Source organism: Acinetobacter sp. BY419, from assembly GCF_019038395.1.
In the GTDB taxonomy this organism is placed as follows: Bacteria; Pseudomonadota; Gammaproteobacteria; order Pseudomonadales; family Moraxellaceae; genus Acinetobacter.
This window is the reverse complement of sequence record NZ_JAGFXZ010000013.1, coordinates 1-14,807: the sequence shown is the minus strand read 5'-3', so window position 1 is coordinate 14,807 and position 14,807 is coordinate 1. Positions and strand designations below refer to the sequence as shown.

Genomic DNA, 14,807 nt, shown 5'->3' with positions numbered 1-14,807 from the left:
TCGTAATCGAATGAGCTGTGCAGCCCTCATTTAGAGGGCTTTCACAATAGCACCGTGCCGTGCCTTACAGTCATTGTACTTAGCCACTACATCAATAGACCAGACCAAAGCGACTTTACCCTGCCCGGATTCTAATTTCTGCAAGTCAGGACAAGGCTCAAGGAGGTTTGCTGGCACCACTGGCGATAAGTGAGTTGAGTTGCTGCAGGCCGTCATCATCAAAGCAATAGTTGAGATAAACAGGACGCTCAATGATCTTTTGCACTTCACGTGTAACGGTTTCGACTTGTACACGCTGTTCTGATTTTGCTGCTTCATAATCCGCACTCACCTGGTTAATTTGATTTTGTTTCTCAGCCAGAGCCTTGAGATGTTTTTGTTCTCTATCTTGAATTTTTACTGTGCATTGCTCGCTGGACTTACGCAGCTTTCCGCTCAAATGATTGGTATAGGCAATTTGCCCTACCCATAAAACAAAAAAGACCGCAATTGCGATCCAGTGTTTGTATTTCCATAAGACTGTGAGTATTGGCATTAGACTAACCACCCTCTTAATTTCGCCAGATGAGCTTTACGATCAGCAAGGCCATTGGTACCGCCATTGATCCGACGCGTAATGGTCAGCACATCATCTTTATCAGCCAAAGTATTCAGGCCATTATCAAACCAGAACTTACAGGCTACCATTAGGCCGATGCTAGGAATCGCCACAATCTCTGGATTGTTTTCAAAGTCGATGCCGAGTTGCTGGCCATATTTGCGATAGTTGGTACGGCCTGTTAATTGAATTGGTCCTCGGCCTTTAAATCGCTTTCCGTCCCCCGTTTGTATATTACCAAGGTCCTTTCGACCTTCGTACGCGGCACCAGAAGCGATTTCTTCCATATAGCGGAAGTTGCCAGACTCATGTGCTAGTTGTGCAAGGAAGTGTATAAAGCGAAGTGAGTTGTCCAAGATGCCAAAGGTTCGTAAATGAACATTAGCGGCAAGGCTAAGCTCTTCAGCACGCGATTGACTGGCACCCATTTTTTTAAATACTGCAGTCAGAGTGCCACGGCCAATAATGCCGTCATCATGCACACCTACTGACTTTTGGAGTTTTTTAATTTGAGTGGCGTTCATCATCTTTATCCGTATTAAAAAATTTAGGACGTGCACCACCCTTACCCCAGATATAAAGCTGTCGGGTAAAGAGTGCGAATAAAATACTTACTGTGGTGTAAAAAAGGGTTCCGGCCGGACTTGGCGAATACTCATCTTTAACAAAAAGCGCTGCCCCAAAAAGGATCGACAACACCAATAGAAAATCAATGTGTTTTGGGAGCTGGATTTTTGGATGAAATGCCATGATTGCAAATGAAACTATAAATAACACCAATGCCGTCTTACTTATGATTAGCAGCATCTTCATTCTCCTTTTTGACTAAACCAAGAACTCTTGATCGAGCCAAACTCAGCAATGCTTCAGCTGTACTTTTACCAGCAGCGCCCAGAATGAAACCAAATAGTTCTGGATAGTTACCGCTAGCAAGAAATAAACTTGCCGGTTTAGCAAAGACCACACATAAAATGAAGCCAGCAAAGAATCCTATCCAGCGATCCCGGGTTGGCTCCTTACTTAATAGAAAGCCAAAAGTTGCACCCAGCACACCTGTAAAAAGAATGTGTGAATGGTTCTTTATGCTTTCCAATACTTGACTAAGAAAGTCCATATACATCCCCTTTAGTCATACATCCCCCTATTTTTTGGCAATAAAAAAGCACCTAGAAAGGTGCTGTCGTTTGGTTAAGTTTAGACTTCTATTTCTGAATGCTGACCCGTGGGTGCTGGCCTTAAAATTACCTGATTGGCGATAAATACCCTTGCGCCTAAATTATAAGCTGTGCCGGATGTGCATAATACCGGTCCGGATCCGCCATCAATCTGCACCCGGTATTCTGGGTGCTTCACTGAAGTAATGGTACCGATGTATTCCGCATGGGTCGGATTAAGCAGCTTGCGCAGTTCAAATAAAGGATTAGTCACGACTGATACGCTCCACGGTAATGGTTTCATTGACCTTGTTATGCGAGAAACTGCCACTCACCCCATCAATGACACCCCACCACTGGCCATTAAAGGCAATCGACTTACCTGGTAGCATCTCGCCAATTTCCTGACTAACCGGGATATCCGAGAAAGTGTGCAGCTCCTGAATATTGGCTTTGACCAGTTCATTTTTGCCGAAACTCGCACCCGACACCACATTAAATAATGGACCAGTGACCGCCTCTAACGGTACATCACCCGAAGTACCGCGCTGCTGTACTTTCAGACTTTCACCACTTCGACTATTCACTATAATGATGGCATTGAAGTCAGCAATATATTCATCGTTCTTCTTGATGTTTTGCTGCATCACCAAGCTTTCAGACAGCAGAATGTCATAATCATCCACCGTCATCGCGTCCCAATAGCCTTTCTGGTACCGGGGTAAAACAGTCAGCGTGTTGCCTGCTTTCTGGCTATAGATAAAGCCGCCGCCTGCATCAACCACCTGTTTGATTGCATCGATGGGTGCCAGTTCTGCGTAACTCAGGCTTTCAACCGGTACGATCCAGCCCAGTTCATCAATCAGTTTCCAGTCCAGAACAGTATTTGATTGTGCCCGATCCAATTCCGCTTGAACCAGCTGCACAGAAGTGCGCTCGTTATCCTGAATAAATGAACGTGAAGCTGCGTATTTAGCCGAGTTTAGAGCTGTGATACTTCTCCCTGGGTAAGTATATAAAATACTGGCAAAGCGTCTGGTTTCCTCCGGATCTTCCAGCAGAATATGATGCTCAAAACCATTGATCGTGACTTTCAGGATCACCGGCTGACCGTTAATTGGCTGCAGCTTGTCTTTTTCAGTATGAGCAACGGTAATGGAGTAGGTCCAGCACCATTGAGATCGACTGGTACTGTAAGTACCCTCTATGACTTTAATTTTCTCGCCGGTATCCAGTCGCTCGGCTATTAGTGTATTCACGATATACCACCAGTTCCTTTTCGGCAGTGCTGGAATACAGTCATCCGCACCAAAATTTAAAACAACATTGTGTGAATCATTCTCATGACAGAGACAGATAAAATTTAGATCTGTACTGCCTTCATATTCGGGCATTTCAGGCTTTGGCCAAGGTTGAACCGGATGCTTGCGGTAATGAATCGCTTTGGCTTGATCCCATGGCAAATCTGACCTGGTGACAATCTCAAGCCCTTTATCCCACTCAAACGAAAAACAGTGCTCAAAGACTTGGGCCACGTCATGTGAACAGGTAAAAGTCTTGCGCTTGCGGATCATCTCCTGCCAGACCGTTTCCCGGTTATGGCGCAATTTAATCGTTTCTTCATGCAGGTAGCGCTGATGAATAAAACGCTTATCGGCTTCTTCCCAAATCACATAGGCATCAGAGCCTAATCCGGTTGCCTGCTCATGCAAAGATCTGACCGCCCGGGTTAATGATCCTGCTTGCTCATGCCAGATATCCATTTGATTAGAAATTACCAAGCCCTGATCATAAAAAAGAGCCTCATTTGAGACTCTTAAGATTGGCTTGGCCCACGGAATTTCTGTGGTGCTCAGGCATGCAATCGCTTTCTGATAGCACATATCAAAACCGTAAAACACCCCGACCAGATGGTTGATATCGAATAACGCTTGGAATTGGGCATTAAATCCAGTTTGAATGACCGCATCCACTGCACAATACTGATCAATTCTGACGGCAGATAATTCAGCTATAACGCCGGTTTGCAGCTGTACATCTAGCTGAGCCAACTGGCCTGTAGCCGCACTGAACTCCGCATTAAACCCGGTATTGATCCGTGCATCCAGTACATCATTGCTGTAGCTGACTGCCTTGATTTCCGCAACCAAGGCTGTACTGAAAACCGCATCCAGAGAGGCAAGATTTTGACTTTCACTACCAAAGTTGAGATCGGTAGAGCCTGTGACTGGATCTTTAAAGTTAAGGTTTACCTGGTGGCCATCGGGTGGAATATAGTTCGACACATGTCCACCTCATTTATGTTGATGGTCGTAGAATCAGTGAGTTCATCATGAGGGTGCTACCCAGCACCAGATCAGGATTGGCCAATGTGATATCTGAGCCCACTGCAAAGTCAGCCACTGCTTTCCCTTCACCGTTAAATAAACGTGCCCAAACCGCGGTACCTGATTTTATAACAGTCGCTGCGTCCGTCTGATTTAGTTCTATATGATCGGTATGTACCTGTTTGATTGAGGGCTTAGGCAGTGTCAATGTAACCAGTCTGGCATTATTATCTGCTGCTACACTGACGTTTACAGGCTTCGCATCGTCATGAAAAATAAAGGTAGCATTTGCGCTACCTTGATCTAAAAAGTTTGCCAGTGCCTGAAGTTGGGCCAGTCCGGCAGCTAAAGAGGTTTGGATCATTTTACCACCACTCCATCAGAAATCACTGCGTTATATTCACGGTTCGGGTCTAAAGCCACCACAAAGCACTCTGCCCCTTTCGCAACATTCCTGAATTTATAATTCCCCTGTTCATCTGACTTTATTCGCCAGATTTTCTCCGTTGTTTCGCGTCTATATAAAACTACATCCACGCTTCCAATCGGGGCGCCTGTTTTTTTAGTGGTACCGGTGACAAAGCCAAAACCATGATCATTAGTCATCGGAAGAAATGGTGTATTCCTTAAGCCCACTTTCATGTATTTTTTTGCCTGTAACTTTGCAGGGTCGGCAGTATATTCACCACAAAAAATCCGAAATACTTTAGCTCTCAATTTTTATTTCCTCCACCGGCGCAGTAAATACATGAATATAACCACTCACCTGGTGAGACCAGACTACCTGATACGGAATCGTTACCCCATAATCATCTGAAGTTATTTTGGGTAAGGATACTGCCCCAATCGCTCCCAATTGGGCTGCAAGTATCTCTGAGCGATACGCCCCACCTGAAACAAAGCCTAAAAACTGCCGTGTAGTTCGCTCATAAAGTGTTATAGGTGCAGCCGCAAACGTGTTAAATGTATCCAATGACTCAGGGAAAAAACTGGCTGCTGCCAATGTTTGTCCATTTATTACATCACCTGCATTGGCATTACTGGTAGGGTCTAGCGCAACCGGGATTTTGCCAATATAAAAATGGGAGGTTGGGGGGGTGGATTGCCCGTTAAACTGGTAGTAATCACTACTATTGATCGTATTCATTACCGTTGTTGAGCGCATCCCAATTATGAGTGGATAATCCAAAGCATCAAAATCAAAAACATGGATTGGCAAAATTGCAAAAAACCGCCCAGGGTAGTTAGTTGCATATCCATTGCTCATGCAAGTTAAATGGTATTTACTCCCCACAATAAAAAAGTTTCCATAGTTGGCAAGCCCTTGTGCCGCTGTGAAGTTCGCATCACTCGCGTTAACTTGCTGAGAAAACATCCATTGCAAGCCAATCTCGGGAATAATATTGGTTTTCCCATCGTCTAAAGTATCTGGATCGGTGATTTCCCCCGTGGCTTCGTTTGCGGTTTTACCCACACAGACATTTGAAGTGGATTTATGCTGTCCTGTTGCTGGCGAAAATACAAATCTGACATATAGTTCGCGCTCATCCAGATAGCGCATTTTATAAAGCTGGACTAAATCCAGTTCATACACCAGGTCCCATCCTAAAGGTGCAACTACGGTTTTAAAGCCACCAGAAATACTCGCCGGGGCATCATCAATAGTGAGAGTGACTGTATTAACTGTGACAGAATCAATGTGGAATTCCCCGGCATTAATCTCTGATAATGGGCCAGAATGCACCTTTAAAACTCGGCTTTCGGTGTATCCATGCACTCCGCCATAGGTGAACACTACCTGATTCCCAGTGACGGAAACGCTTAAAACGGTTTGTTCGTTATAGCCAGTGTTCAAAACTTTTTTAAATGCTGCGGGAATTCTTGCTCTTGAGATACTAGCCAAATCTAGACCCACATCTGAAAAAGCAAAAAATTTAGTTTGAGTCTGCTTCATTGCCATTTTTTATTCACCCATAAAAAAGACCGCGTATCGCGGTCATATTTCAATTAATGTTTAGAGCCTGCGATCAATATCGCCACGTAGCATGATCTGGAACTGGTCTGACAATACTGCAGGTTCTGACTGTTTTACGGTACGAATCACCCAGACTGGAAAGTTTGCAGCCACTGTATTGAATCGCAAGACGTTACCATTGGCCCACCCTGTACCCCAGCCTTCTTTTTTAATGATGAAGTACGGCACACCAGTGATAGGATTGGTGGGTGCATAATCTGTACTGGTCGACCCGGTAAGTGCGAGGCGACCTGTATATTCACCAACACAATAGAAGGTGTCATTACCGGTCAATACAATTGCCCAGCGTTCCTGAATTGCCCCTTTATTTGTCACCTGAATCGGATAAAGTGAATCATTAAAATTAGCCGAAATTACTGAACCCGTTGGCTCATCATTCCAGACGCTATTCCAGGCTTGCTGTACAAACTTACGGGTATATCGCGCCTGCATATCAGCAATGACCAAAGCAGATCCCACAATGGTATTTACTGCATCATAGTGATGGGTTAAAGGCTTGGTGAAAGTCAGCTGGCCATTGATCTGTACATCACGGATCAGCCCCATATCCTGATAGCGGTATTTCACTGTTAGTGGTGCAACCAGATTGCCCAGTACGAAGTCACCGCCCAATGTCACGCGGCCATAATCATAATCAACTGTGTACAAATCGAAAGCGACTTTCGTTCCGTTAGCATCCTCAAGTTCTGCCCATGAAATGCGCTGATCGTTCAGATCGTATGTGGTTCCAGCAATTGCACTGGGTAGCTCTTGCGCTTTGCTTGAGCTGACAATACCAATCCCACCGACTCTGAAGATCGGCACCCGGCCATCGATCGGCAAACGTGTGGCAGACAGACCTAAGATTTCTGAATCAAGTGGAATGTAGGTATAAGCCACAGCGTTATAGCGTACGGATGAAGCATCGATCCAGACCGGAACATTGATATAAGTGTCCAGACCTTCCTGATATTCAAGCAACGGATCGTACCAGTCCTTGGCTTCAATCTCTGCCCGATTGGCTTCTGCGATTCTGGTTTTGGTGTAAAAGTAAATAGTGATAAAACCATTTTCCCAATTGACCTGACCATGCGCCCGACTGGTCTCAATCACCCCATTTTCATCAGCGGTCAGTGTCAGCTGGCCAAATTCAAGTGTTCCCACCACCACAGTTAATGATTGTGGCCGGATCGGCATGATCGGGGTTCTGAAACTGATCTTGTTAACCGGCAACATATCAGTTGTTGTGGTTAAGGATTCCAGACTGACCATGTTATCTGCATTCGGAGTCCAGGAGTCAATTTCAACAATTCCAGTGCCGTATTGAATGACACCTGACTGAATCCCGCTGTTATTGGCCGGATTCACATTGCGATATAGCAAACCAGTACGATCCAGAAAGGTATCAGCACCCACCTTAAATCGGGCTGAGCCTGTCAGAATCTGCTCATCAAAACCGGAGGATAAATCCAGCTTGAGTTTGTTTGCCATCACTGTATGTGTGGCCGAATTGGAGCCGGATGTATCACGGTATTTCACTTGTACATCGACAGCATCAAAAGCTTTCAGCTCTACCTGTTCGCCTTGAACGCTGGATGGTTGTGGAGAATAAAAAGACATATTTCCTCACTATGCTGATGCATACGTTACTGACATCATTAGCAGAAATTTCTGAATAAATTTGTTTGCCGTACCCTGTGGTGTGACTTCGACCGCACCGGTAGCATAGGTAATAGTTCCTTGTACCTGACCGCGCTCATTGACTAGGTTACCAAGCGTTGCATTCACTGGCACATCAAACAGCCGTACTGTTCCAGTTGTTCCCCGATCGGCACTCTGAACGGGAATTTCCAGAAAAATACTATTCGGCTGAATTGCTGGTCCGGTACCAATGTTGAAGACCAGCTTCTGGTTGGCATCCGGTGCAACATCCATCTTGGTCTGCTCAAGTGATTGGCCATAGTTGTAAATCACCGAGAAAACTGTGCCTTTCTGTGGCAGCTTGCCTGGAATGATCTTGCCGGTACCGGTGGCATAATTGATTGCACCCGTGGCATCACCAGTAAACTTGCCTTGGGCATTGGAGGTTGCAGTTTTCACTTCCCCTTCAAGCATCCAGTTGATGGTGATGCCCGGCAATACACCGGGTCGACCTAAATCAAAATCAAAGGCAGCTTTTTCTACACTTAAATTTGATCGTACGAAGGTGACTATCGGTGTGCCCCAGTTCAGCAGGATCGGCGTATCCACATCCGGTAAGGCACCAGTCGTTAATAGCCATGAGCCGGTTTCATAGTTGATCATGCCCGAACCAAATGACGGACTGGCAGCCTTTAACTGCCCTGAACCATCATCTTTAAGTTCATAGAACTTGCCTTGCGACATATAAGAAATTGAAAGTGCGCCTGGTGCCGGAATCGGAATTAAAACTCCGGACCAGTTGCTACCCTGGCTATTGTGGGTTACTGGAATCGCGTGGCTTTGATAATACTGATTCGGTGCAGCTGCAGGCTTGAAGGTGATATTCAAACTTACATTGCCAGCTGGCGCTGCAGCAGTCCATTGAATCAAACCGCGCTGATAATCAATCGTTCCGACCTGGGTGCCTTGAGTATTTTTAAGCAGGCCGCCCTGATCGGTAATCTGCTGCCCTTGCAGGCTAAGCGACACACTCGATGGAATCACTGCTGAGCCCATGTAAAGGTTCTGGCTGACGCCAATCACCATATTCGGGTAATTGACCGTGATCGTGCCTTCGTTACCCGCCACCAGTACCACGCTTTCACCTGCAGCATTCACATCAATGATCGGTGTTTCAGTCTGGACCGATGGAATCAGCTGGGCAAAGATACTTTTGGCATTGACTGTAAATTCACCCACATTCGCAGCAGATGCCAGCGCTGTAGATGAATAGTAAAGGCCGGTATCCGCCACAATGGTATCGCGGAGAATGGTTTTTGATTTCTCACCGTTGTACCACTGGCGTGCCGATAATCCGACAAAATCAACTTCGAGCGGATCATTGAGTGAGTAGGTTGCCACCTTATACTCAACACTCTTACCATCGATGACCATAATGGCAGTACGGGTCTCAACCTTGGTGATTCGCACGTACTGCTCACGTTCCAATACCTTACCTTCATCACTGACCAGCACAATGGTATCGCCTACCGAAGACTCCACTTCCTGAGGAAACATGGCGACCTGGAGTGATGACATGCCCTGCCAATGGGTATCGAGTGGTGTGCCGGCAATCTGCCCGCCTTTGGCTAAATAGTTTTCCACCCGGTTCTGGGCAGCCTGACGTTCATCGTTCCAGTTTTTGGTGCTAAATAATAATGCGGATACGTTTGGATCCTTCGGCAGTTCAGAGACAAATACCGTTGCACCCATCAGTAAATCAGTATCTTCAGTGGTGACCGCTGGAAAGATCTTGCGCATGGAGACATCCCCCATGGTCCGATCCATTTCCGACACATCATTGAACAGGTTATTGCTGATGCCATCCTGTACTACGACACCAGAATACTTACCACCGCCATCCGAGTTATCGGTCAAGCGTTCAGACTTGTAGATCACTAAATCTTTGGTTTCAATCGCCATCGTCTAACTCCGTAAAGCGTAAGGTCACATTAAAATAATCATCCAGTGATACCGCTGGAATTCCCTTCACCGGTGCGGCCTCTAAAGCCCCATCCTGGTGATTAAATTTGACTTTGAATTGCCGGTTGTCATGTGGCTGCTCAAACTGCAGTCTGAAATTTTCCTCCTGCAGCCTGGACCATTCCAAAACAGTCCGCAGTTCACGCAACCTGACCCAGCCCATTTGTGGATCTGCGGGTTGCAAGGTAATTGGTCGGCCCGACTTCTTTTTGCCTTCCTGAATAATTAAAGTCCCATCCATGGCGTAGTCCTGATTCTGCTCAATGGCCTTCCATGAAAATTCATCAGGCCATAAAAAACCGTCCTCTAATGGGACGGTTTCGGATGTTGCTAAGCGAATGAGTTTCATGTTGATTTCGCTATACCTTTTAATTGGTTTACCAGACTGGTCATCACATCCTTTTGGCTTGCATCGCCTGTAAGGGATAGGGTTTGACCTCCGAATTGAATGTTGTAATTCACACTCTCACCACCCTTACTAAAATCTTTAGTTGATGGTACGGAAGGAATAGACGGCGCATAGTCATTCAAATTATTGGAACCAGTTGAAGCTACATTGACACTACGCAGCAATTCATTAATCTTGTTGGTACCATGTTGCGTAGTAATTCCCTTAGCAGCCGCATCGTCATACATCTGTCTCATGAGTGTATCTAGACCACCTACACCGCTATTGCCATAACTCGACATCTTGGCATCACGATCCGCTTCCATGGCTTGCGACCAGATATTACCAGCAAGTTTTTTGGCCTGTGCATCGTCATATCCCTCAGATTTCAACATAGCAATAACATCATTCTTGGTATAAGAATCATAGTCATCCAGACTACCGAGTGCCTTACTTTGCTGCTTCATTGCCTTATCAAATTCGCCTTTGGATTTATTGACCGCATCAGCCCAGGCTTCTGTAGAAGACTTAGCTTCTTCACGTGCGATCTGACCTGCATGACGATAACCATCACCGATACCGCGTGCAGAATCTCTAACACGATGATTGGCCTTCTCCCAGTCATCCATGGATTTGACGGCGGCAATACCTGTATCACTAATCTCAACCTTGAGCTTTTGTGTAGCATCCGCAGCATTAAATGCAGCTATGACTCCCGCATCACCAGACAGTGCTACTGCTTGGGCTGCTTTTTTGTGTGCTTGCTCAATCCCTTCGGCAGTAGCTTGGCCACTATTTCGAATAGTGTTGTAATCCATTAAGGCCTGCTGAGCAGACAGCTTTAATTGCTCCTTGGTTTTGATGCCAAGTCGCTCGAAAGCTTTACCGGTCTCATCAAGCTCATCTGGCAAATTAGCATTTGCATTGCGAATTGCCATGATACCAAGCTCAACCTGCTTGGTCGAAAACACCCCTTGCGCCTCAAACTCACGCATATTGGCATTTGCTGCATCAATTTCAGCTTGGCTTTTGGCCTTACTAAGCCATTCCTCCCATGCTTGGTAAAGAACATCACCAACCTGTTTACCTGTATACCCCGCCTCACCCAGCTTAGTCTTAAGTCCATCCAGTTCATTCCCGGAACTGGAAAACGACTTAGAGACTTTGTTTAGCGAGACATCCAGATCCACACCAAATAGCTTGGCAGCTGCAGATGCTCTTGAATATGCAGTTTCAGCCACCTGACCAGATCCAGTATTAGCTTTATTTAATTCAGCTATACGCAGATCACGGTTTTTCGACAGCTCAGCCTCTTTGGCATCGATCACAGTAATGGATGCCTGAGCGGAAGCTAAAGCATTTAAGTCACCAGTCTTCTTGGCTTGCTCAATCTGTTGTTCCAGAAGTGCACGTTCAACTGCAGCCTGTTTCTGATAAGCCAGATATTCCTCATCAGCTTTCTTAACATTTTCCTTGGCCAGCTTAAGAGCTTCTTCCTTTTTAGCAGCACTATCTGCAGCCTGTTCTGCACTCTGGCTTGCCTGAACACTAACCTTGCCAGCCTCATCGATGGTTACGATGTAGCCTTTGGTTAATAGATCGGCCTGCATCACGCCGTCCATGACACCGCCATTGGCCTTGATAGCAGCTTCGGCATAAGCCTGAGCTGAAGCCAGCTTATCCTTATCTAATGCGGCTTTGTTGGTAGCATGCTCCTTCTCACGACTCTCAAGCTCATTAGATTTCTGGATAATCGAATCAATGGTCGACTGATTGCCATCCTTTCGTGCTTGGTTTAGCTGTGCATCTATATCTGCACGCTCATCCGCCAATGCTTTGGATTTTTGAGTTAAATCCTCGTTTTGTTTCGTTAGTTCAGCGAAAGTTTCTTTATTTTTAGCTATAGTTTCGGCATTTTTCTCATCCTGAGTCTGTACAGCCTCTTTCATACGCTGTATGCCTTTGGATTCGAATGCTAATGCATCTTTCTCAGCTTCGGCGTAATACTGCTTAGCCTTGTCCTTCATCACATCGGCATTTGCTGCAAATTGCTTACTAACATCACCCCATGTGACTGCCGCCAGAACACTATTGGCTGCTGATGCTAAATCGAAAAATGCCCCAGCTAAAAGATTTACCCCGATTTTTATTGCTGATGCACCATCTGCAATAAAACCAAATGTAATTGATAACCCTTGTAGCACTCGCTCTAGGAAACTTACTTGCTCAGCAGCTGCTGTTGCCTCACCAGTAAACGATGAAAGCACCGCCAAGGCATTGGTAAGCGATGTTCCCAAGATATCTACAATTGTTTTACCAAAATCAAATAAGGTTGACACAACATCTTTAATAGCATCGTAAGCGCTAGATAAAGCGGATTTAAGGCTGTCAAAAATTGAGATATCAATAAATGAAAGTTGATCACCAATCCAAACAAAGCCAGAGCCAATATCCTTAAGCAACGTTTCAACAATACTCATGTTGTCAGCAAGAGTTACCAGCCACTGTGCTACCGTTGCTGATGCGCCGTTTGCCTGGTCCATCTCACCAATTAGGATTTGCCACTGTGTAGCGATTCTCTGTAAAGCATTGCCGATGGTGGTTGGGAACTTGGCATAGTCTGCTTCAATTGCTGCTGATTGATTTTGCAGAGCCTTAATGACTTTCTCTGCTGATAGCTCTCCATTCTCTGCCATCTTACGCAGTTCACCGGTAGTTACACCGAGTGACTGAGCTAAGGCTTTAGAGATACCTGGAGCCTGTTCCATGATCGAGTTGAACTCGTCACCACGAAGTACACCTGATTGCAAGGCTTGGGTGAACTGGGTAATTGCTGCATCAGCTGCAGCTGCCGATCCACCACCAGTCTGAATGGCCATATTAATCGTTTTGACCAGATCAAGACTTTGCTGTTGGGTCATCCCCATCTGCTTACCAGTATCATTCACTTTCGTGAATAGGCCCGCAGTAGCATCCAGACTTGAGTTGGTCATCAGCGCAACCTGATGTACCCCAGCCATGGCTTGAGTAAAATTTCCACCATCACTGGTAGCGATGTTGATTCGTGCTGAAAGGTTGGTATAAGAATCTGCCGCCTGGGCAAGTTCTTGAAGACCTAAGCCCACACCAATTGTGGCTAATGCTCCCACCAATGCGGTTACAGCAAACTTAGCGCCATCCATGCCTCTAGAGAAAACAGAAACTCCAGAATTTGCTTTTTGTGCGGCAGGCTCAACACCATTCAATTCACTTTTAAGCTTTTCGATTTGCTGTTCAGTGATCTTGGTTACACGCTCTACTTCTTCAGCCGGCAATTTACTATTGGCTTTAAAGTTTTCGAGCTTTCTGGTCAGGTCTGCAATAGCATCATTAATCACGGACGGCGGTTTAATGCCTAATGCTTCATAAATTGCATGCCCAGCTTGCTTGGCACTACCGGATGCCTTATCTGTGCTTGTGGAAACACCTTGCATTGCAGTGGTGGCTTTTACATTAAATTCCGAAAAAGCTGATTTAGTCAGATCTACTGCTTGCTCAAGACCTTTGACTTTATCACCAGCCGCTTTAATCTCATTAAGCGTTACCGCTTCACTACTTTGCTCTAATGCTGAAAATGCATTTCTTGCTGTCAGTAATTCACGCTCTAAGGTATTAATACTATTGGTGCCAATACTGCCAATACGTTCAATTTCTTTGGTACTGAGGCTTGCGCCGTCACCCATACTTTCAATTGCACGGGTAGCAGTCTGCGCTTCCCCTACCACGCCAGTTAGATCTACAGCGCTAAAACGTTGCACCTGATTAATAGCTGATTGAGTAGCACCATCCACGCCCTTCATTGCATTGATAGCAACGCCTTGATAGTAGTTGAAGGCACTGGATGCTTCGTTAATGGCATCTTGAATGCTTAAAACACGCTGTTTGGCAATCTCAATATCTTGCAAGGTGCCATCAGTGCTTTGCAGTCGAACCAATTCAGCCTGAGCGGCTTTCAGTGCCAAATTCAGCTCATTAAGACCCTGCTCACCTGCACTAGACATTGCACGGAGTTCACCAGCACTGATTGTCGACTTATCGCCCAGAGATTCAATCTCTTTTGCGGCAGAGAAGAATTTATTGCCTAGCATTTCCGCCAACTGAACAGCGTCACCTGGAATGGCACTACCAAGCTCAAATCCAGCCTTATTGGCGTTATTTGCTGTCTCTTGAAGTTCACTACCCAAGCCATCAATCTTTCCGGCTGCCTGAACGGCTTGGCCCTGTAGATCGCCAGCAGCTTGAGATACCTCACCTAACTTTCCTTTAGCTTGGTCCGCTTTTTTCTGGAGGTCATCTGGTACAATTTTACCGACTTCTTTTGCTGTTTCTTCAGATGCTGTTTTAAGTTTATCTGATTCTATTTTTATCGCATCAAAGAGGGCTTTTGCGGTTTTTTCGGATTGCTGAACATTGGATACAAAGTCTTTGGTATCAGCATCCATTACTAATTTGAAGGTGAGTTCTTTTCCAGCCATGATGACCTCTGAATTTTAGGCACTTAGATTCTCAAATGAAGTGCAACAGAGATTAAATTATTGGAAAGAAGCAAGATGAGCTAGCATTTTGCTTCCGACCGACCAAAGTCAAAGTTGCATCATGAACTATACTCACCTTACCCAAGAAG

Annotated in this window: 14 protein-coding genes; all 14 read right to left on the bottom strand. The window is 45.6% G+C overall.

Annotation, left to right across the window (positions count from 1 at the left end; all coding sequences use genetic code 11):
• Nucleotides 1-30: 30 nt before the first annotated feature.
• Complete coding sequence (locus KUG37_RS06865; RefSeq protein WP_216934412.1) at nucleotides 31-216, bottom strand: hypothetical protein; 186 nt, start codon at nucleotides 214-216, stop codon at nucleotides 31-33.
• Nucleotides 158-535, bottom strand: coding sequence for a hypothetical protein (locus KUG37_RS06860; RefSeq protein ID WP_216934410.1), 378 nt, complete (start codon nucleotides 533-535; stop codon nucleotides 158-160). The genes KUG37_RS06865 and KUG37_RS06860 overlap by 59 nt, the downstream gene beginning before the upstream one ends.
• Nucleotides 535-1,122, bottom strand: a complete 588-nt coding sequence (locus KUG37_RS06855; protein ID WP_216934408.1) for a glycoside hydrolase family 19 protein — start codon at nucleotides 1,120-1,122, stop codon at nucleotides 535-537. The genes KUG37_RS06860 and KUG37_RS06855 overlap by 1 nt, the downstream gene beginning before the upstream one ends.
• Nucleotides 1,103-1,405 (bottom strand): hypothetical protein, encoded by a 303-nt coding sequence (locus tag KUG37_RS06850; RefSeq protein WP_216934406.1) that lies wholly within the window; start codon nucleotides 1,403-1,405, stop codon nucleotides 1,103-1,105. The genes KUG37_RS06855 and KUG37_RS06850 overlap by 20 nt, the downstream gene beginning before the upstream one ends.
• On the bottom strand, nucleotides 1,386-1,712 hold the full coding sequence (locus tag KUG37_RS06845; protein WP_004646469.1) for a hypothetical protein: 327 nt from the start codon (nucleotides 1,710-1,712) through the stop codon (nucleotides 1,386-1,388). Before KUG37_RS06845 ends, KUG37_RS06850 begins: the two co-directional genes overlap by 20 nt.
• An 80-nt stretch (nucleotides 1,713-1,792) precedes the next feature.
• On the bottom strand, nucleotides 1,793-2,026 hold the full coding sequence (locus KUG37_RS06840; RefSeq protein WP_216934404.1) for a hypothetical protein: 234 nt from the start codon (nucleotides 2,024-2,026) through the stop codon (nucleotides 1,793-1,795).
• Nucleotides 2,019-4,037: a hypothetical protein gene (locus KUG37_RS06835; protein WP_216934402.1), complete on the bottom strand. Its 2,019-nt coding sequence runs from the start codon at nucleotides 4,035-4,037 to the stop codon at nucleotides 2,019-2,021. The genes KUG37_RS06840 and KUG37_RS06835 overlap by 8 nt, the downstream gene beginning before the upstream one ends.
• Before the next feature lie 13 nt (nucleotides 4,038-4,050).
• Nucleotides 4,051-4,443, bottom strand: a complete 393-nt coding sequence (locus KUG37_RS06830) for a hypothetical protein (protein WP_216934400.1) — start codon at nucleotides 4,441-4,443, stop codon at nucleotides 4,051-4,053.
• Nucleotides 4,440-4,796, bottom strand: a complete 357-nt coding sequence (locus tag KUG37_RS06825; protein WP_216934397.1) for a carboxypeptidase regulatory-like domain-containing protein — start codon at nucleotides 4,794-4,796, stop codon at nucleotides 4,440-4,442. Before KUG37_RS06825 ends, KUG37_RS06830 begins: the two co-directional genes overlap by 4 nt.
• Nucleotides 4,786-6,039, bottom strand: coding sequence for a hypothetical protein (locus KUG37_RS06820; RefSeq protein WP_216934396.1), 1,254 nt, complete (start codon nucleotides 6,037-6,039; stop codon nucleotides 4,786-4,788). The genes KUG37_RS06825 and KUG37_RS06820 overlap by 11 nt, the downstream gene beginning before the upstream one ends.
• Nucleotides 6,040-6,093: 54 nt before the next feature.
• Complete coding sequence (locus KUG37_RS06815; protein WP_216934394.1) at nucleotides 6,094-7,713, bottom strand: hypothetical protein; 1,620 nt, start codon at nucleotides 7,711-7,713, stop codon at nucleotides 6,094-6,096.
• Nucleotides 7,714-7,722: 9 nt separating this feature from the next.
• On the bottom strand, nucleotides 7,723-9,696 hold the full coding sequence (locus tag KUG37_RS06810; protein ID WP_216934392.1) for a hypothetical protein: 1,974 nt from the start codon (nucleotides 9,694-9,696) through the stop codon (nucleotides 7,723-7,725).
• A complete protein-coding gene (locus KUG37_RS06805) occupies nucleotides 9,686-10,105 on the bottom strand; it encodes a hypothetical protein (protein ID WP_216934390.1) in 420 nt (139 codons plus the stop codon). The genes KUG37_RS06810 and KUG37_RS06805 overlap by 11 nt, the downstream gene beginning before the upstream one ends.
• Complete coding sequence (locus KUG37_RS06800) at nucleotides 10,102-14,658, bottom strand: tape measure protein (RefSeq protein ID WP_216934387.1); 4,557 nt, start codon at nucleotides 14,656-14,658, stop codon at nucleotides 10,102-10,104. Before KUG37_RS06800 ends, KUG37_RS06805 begins: the two co-directional genes overlap by 4 nt.
• Nucleotides 14,659-14,807: the final 149 nt, after the last annotated feature.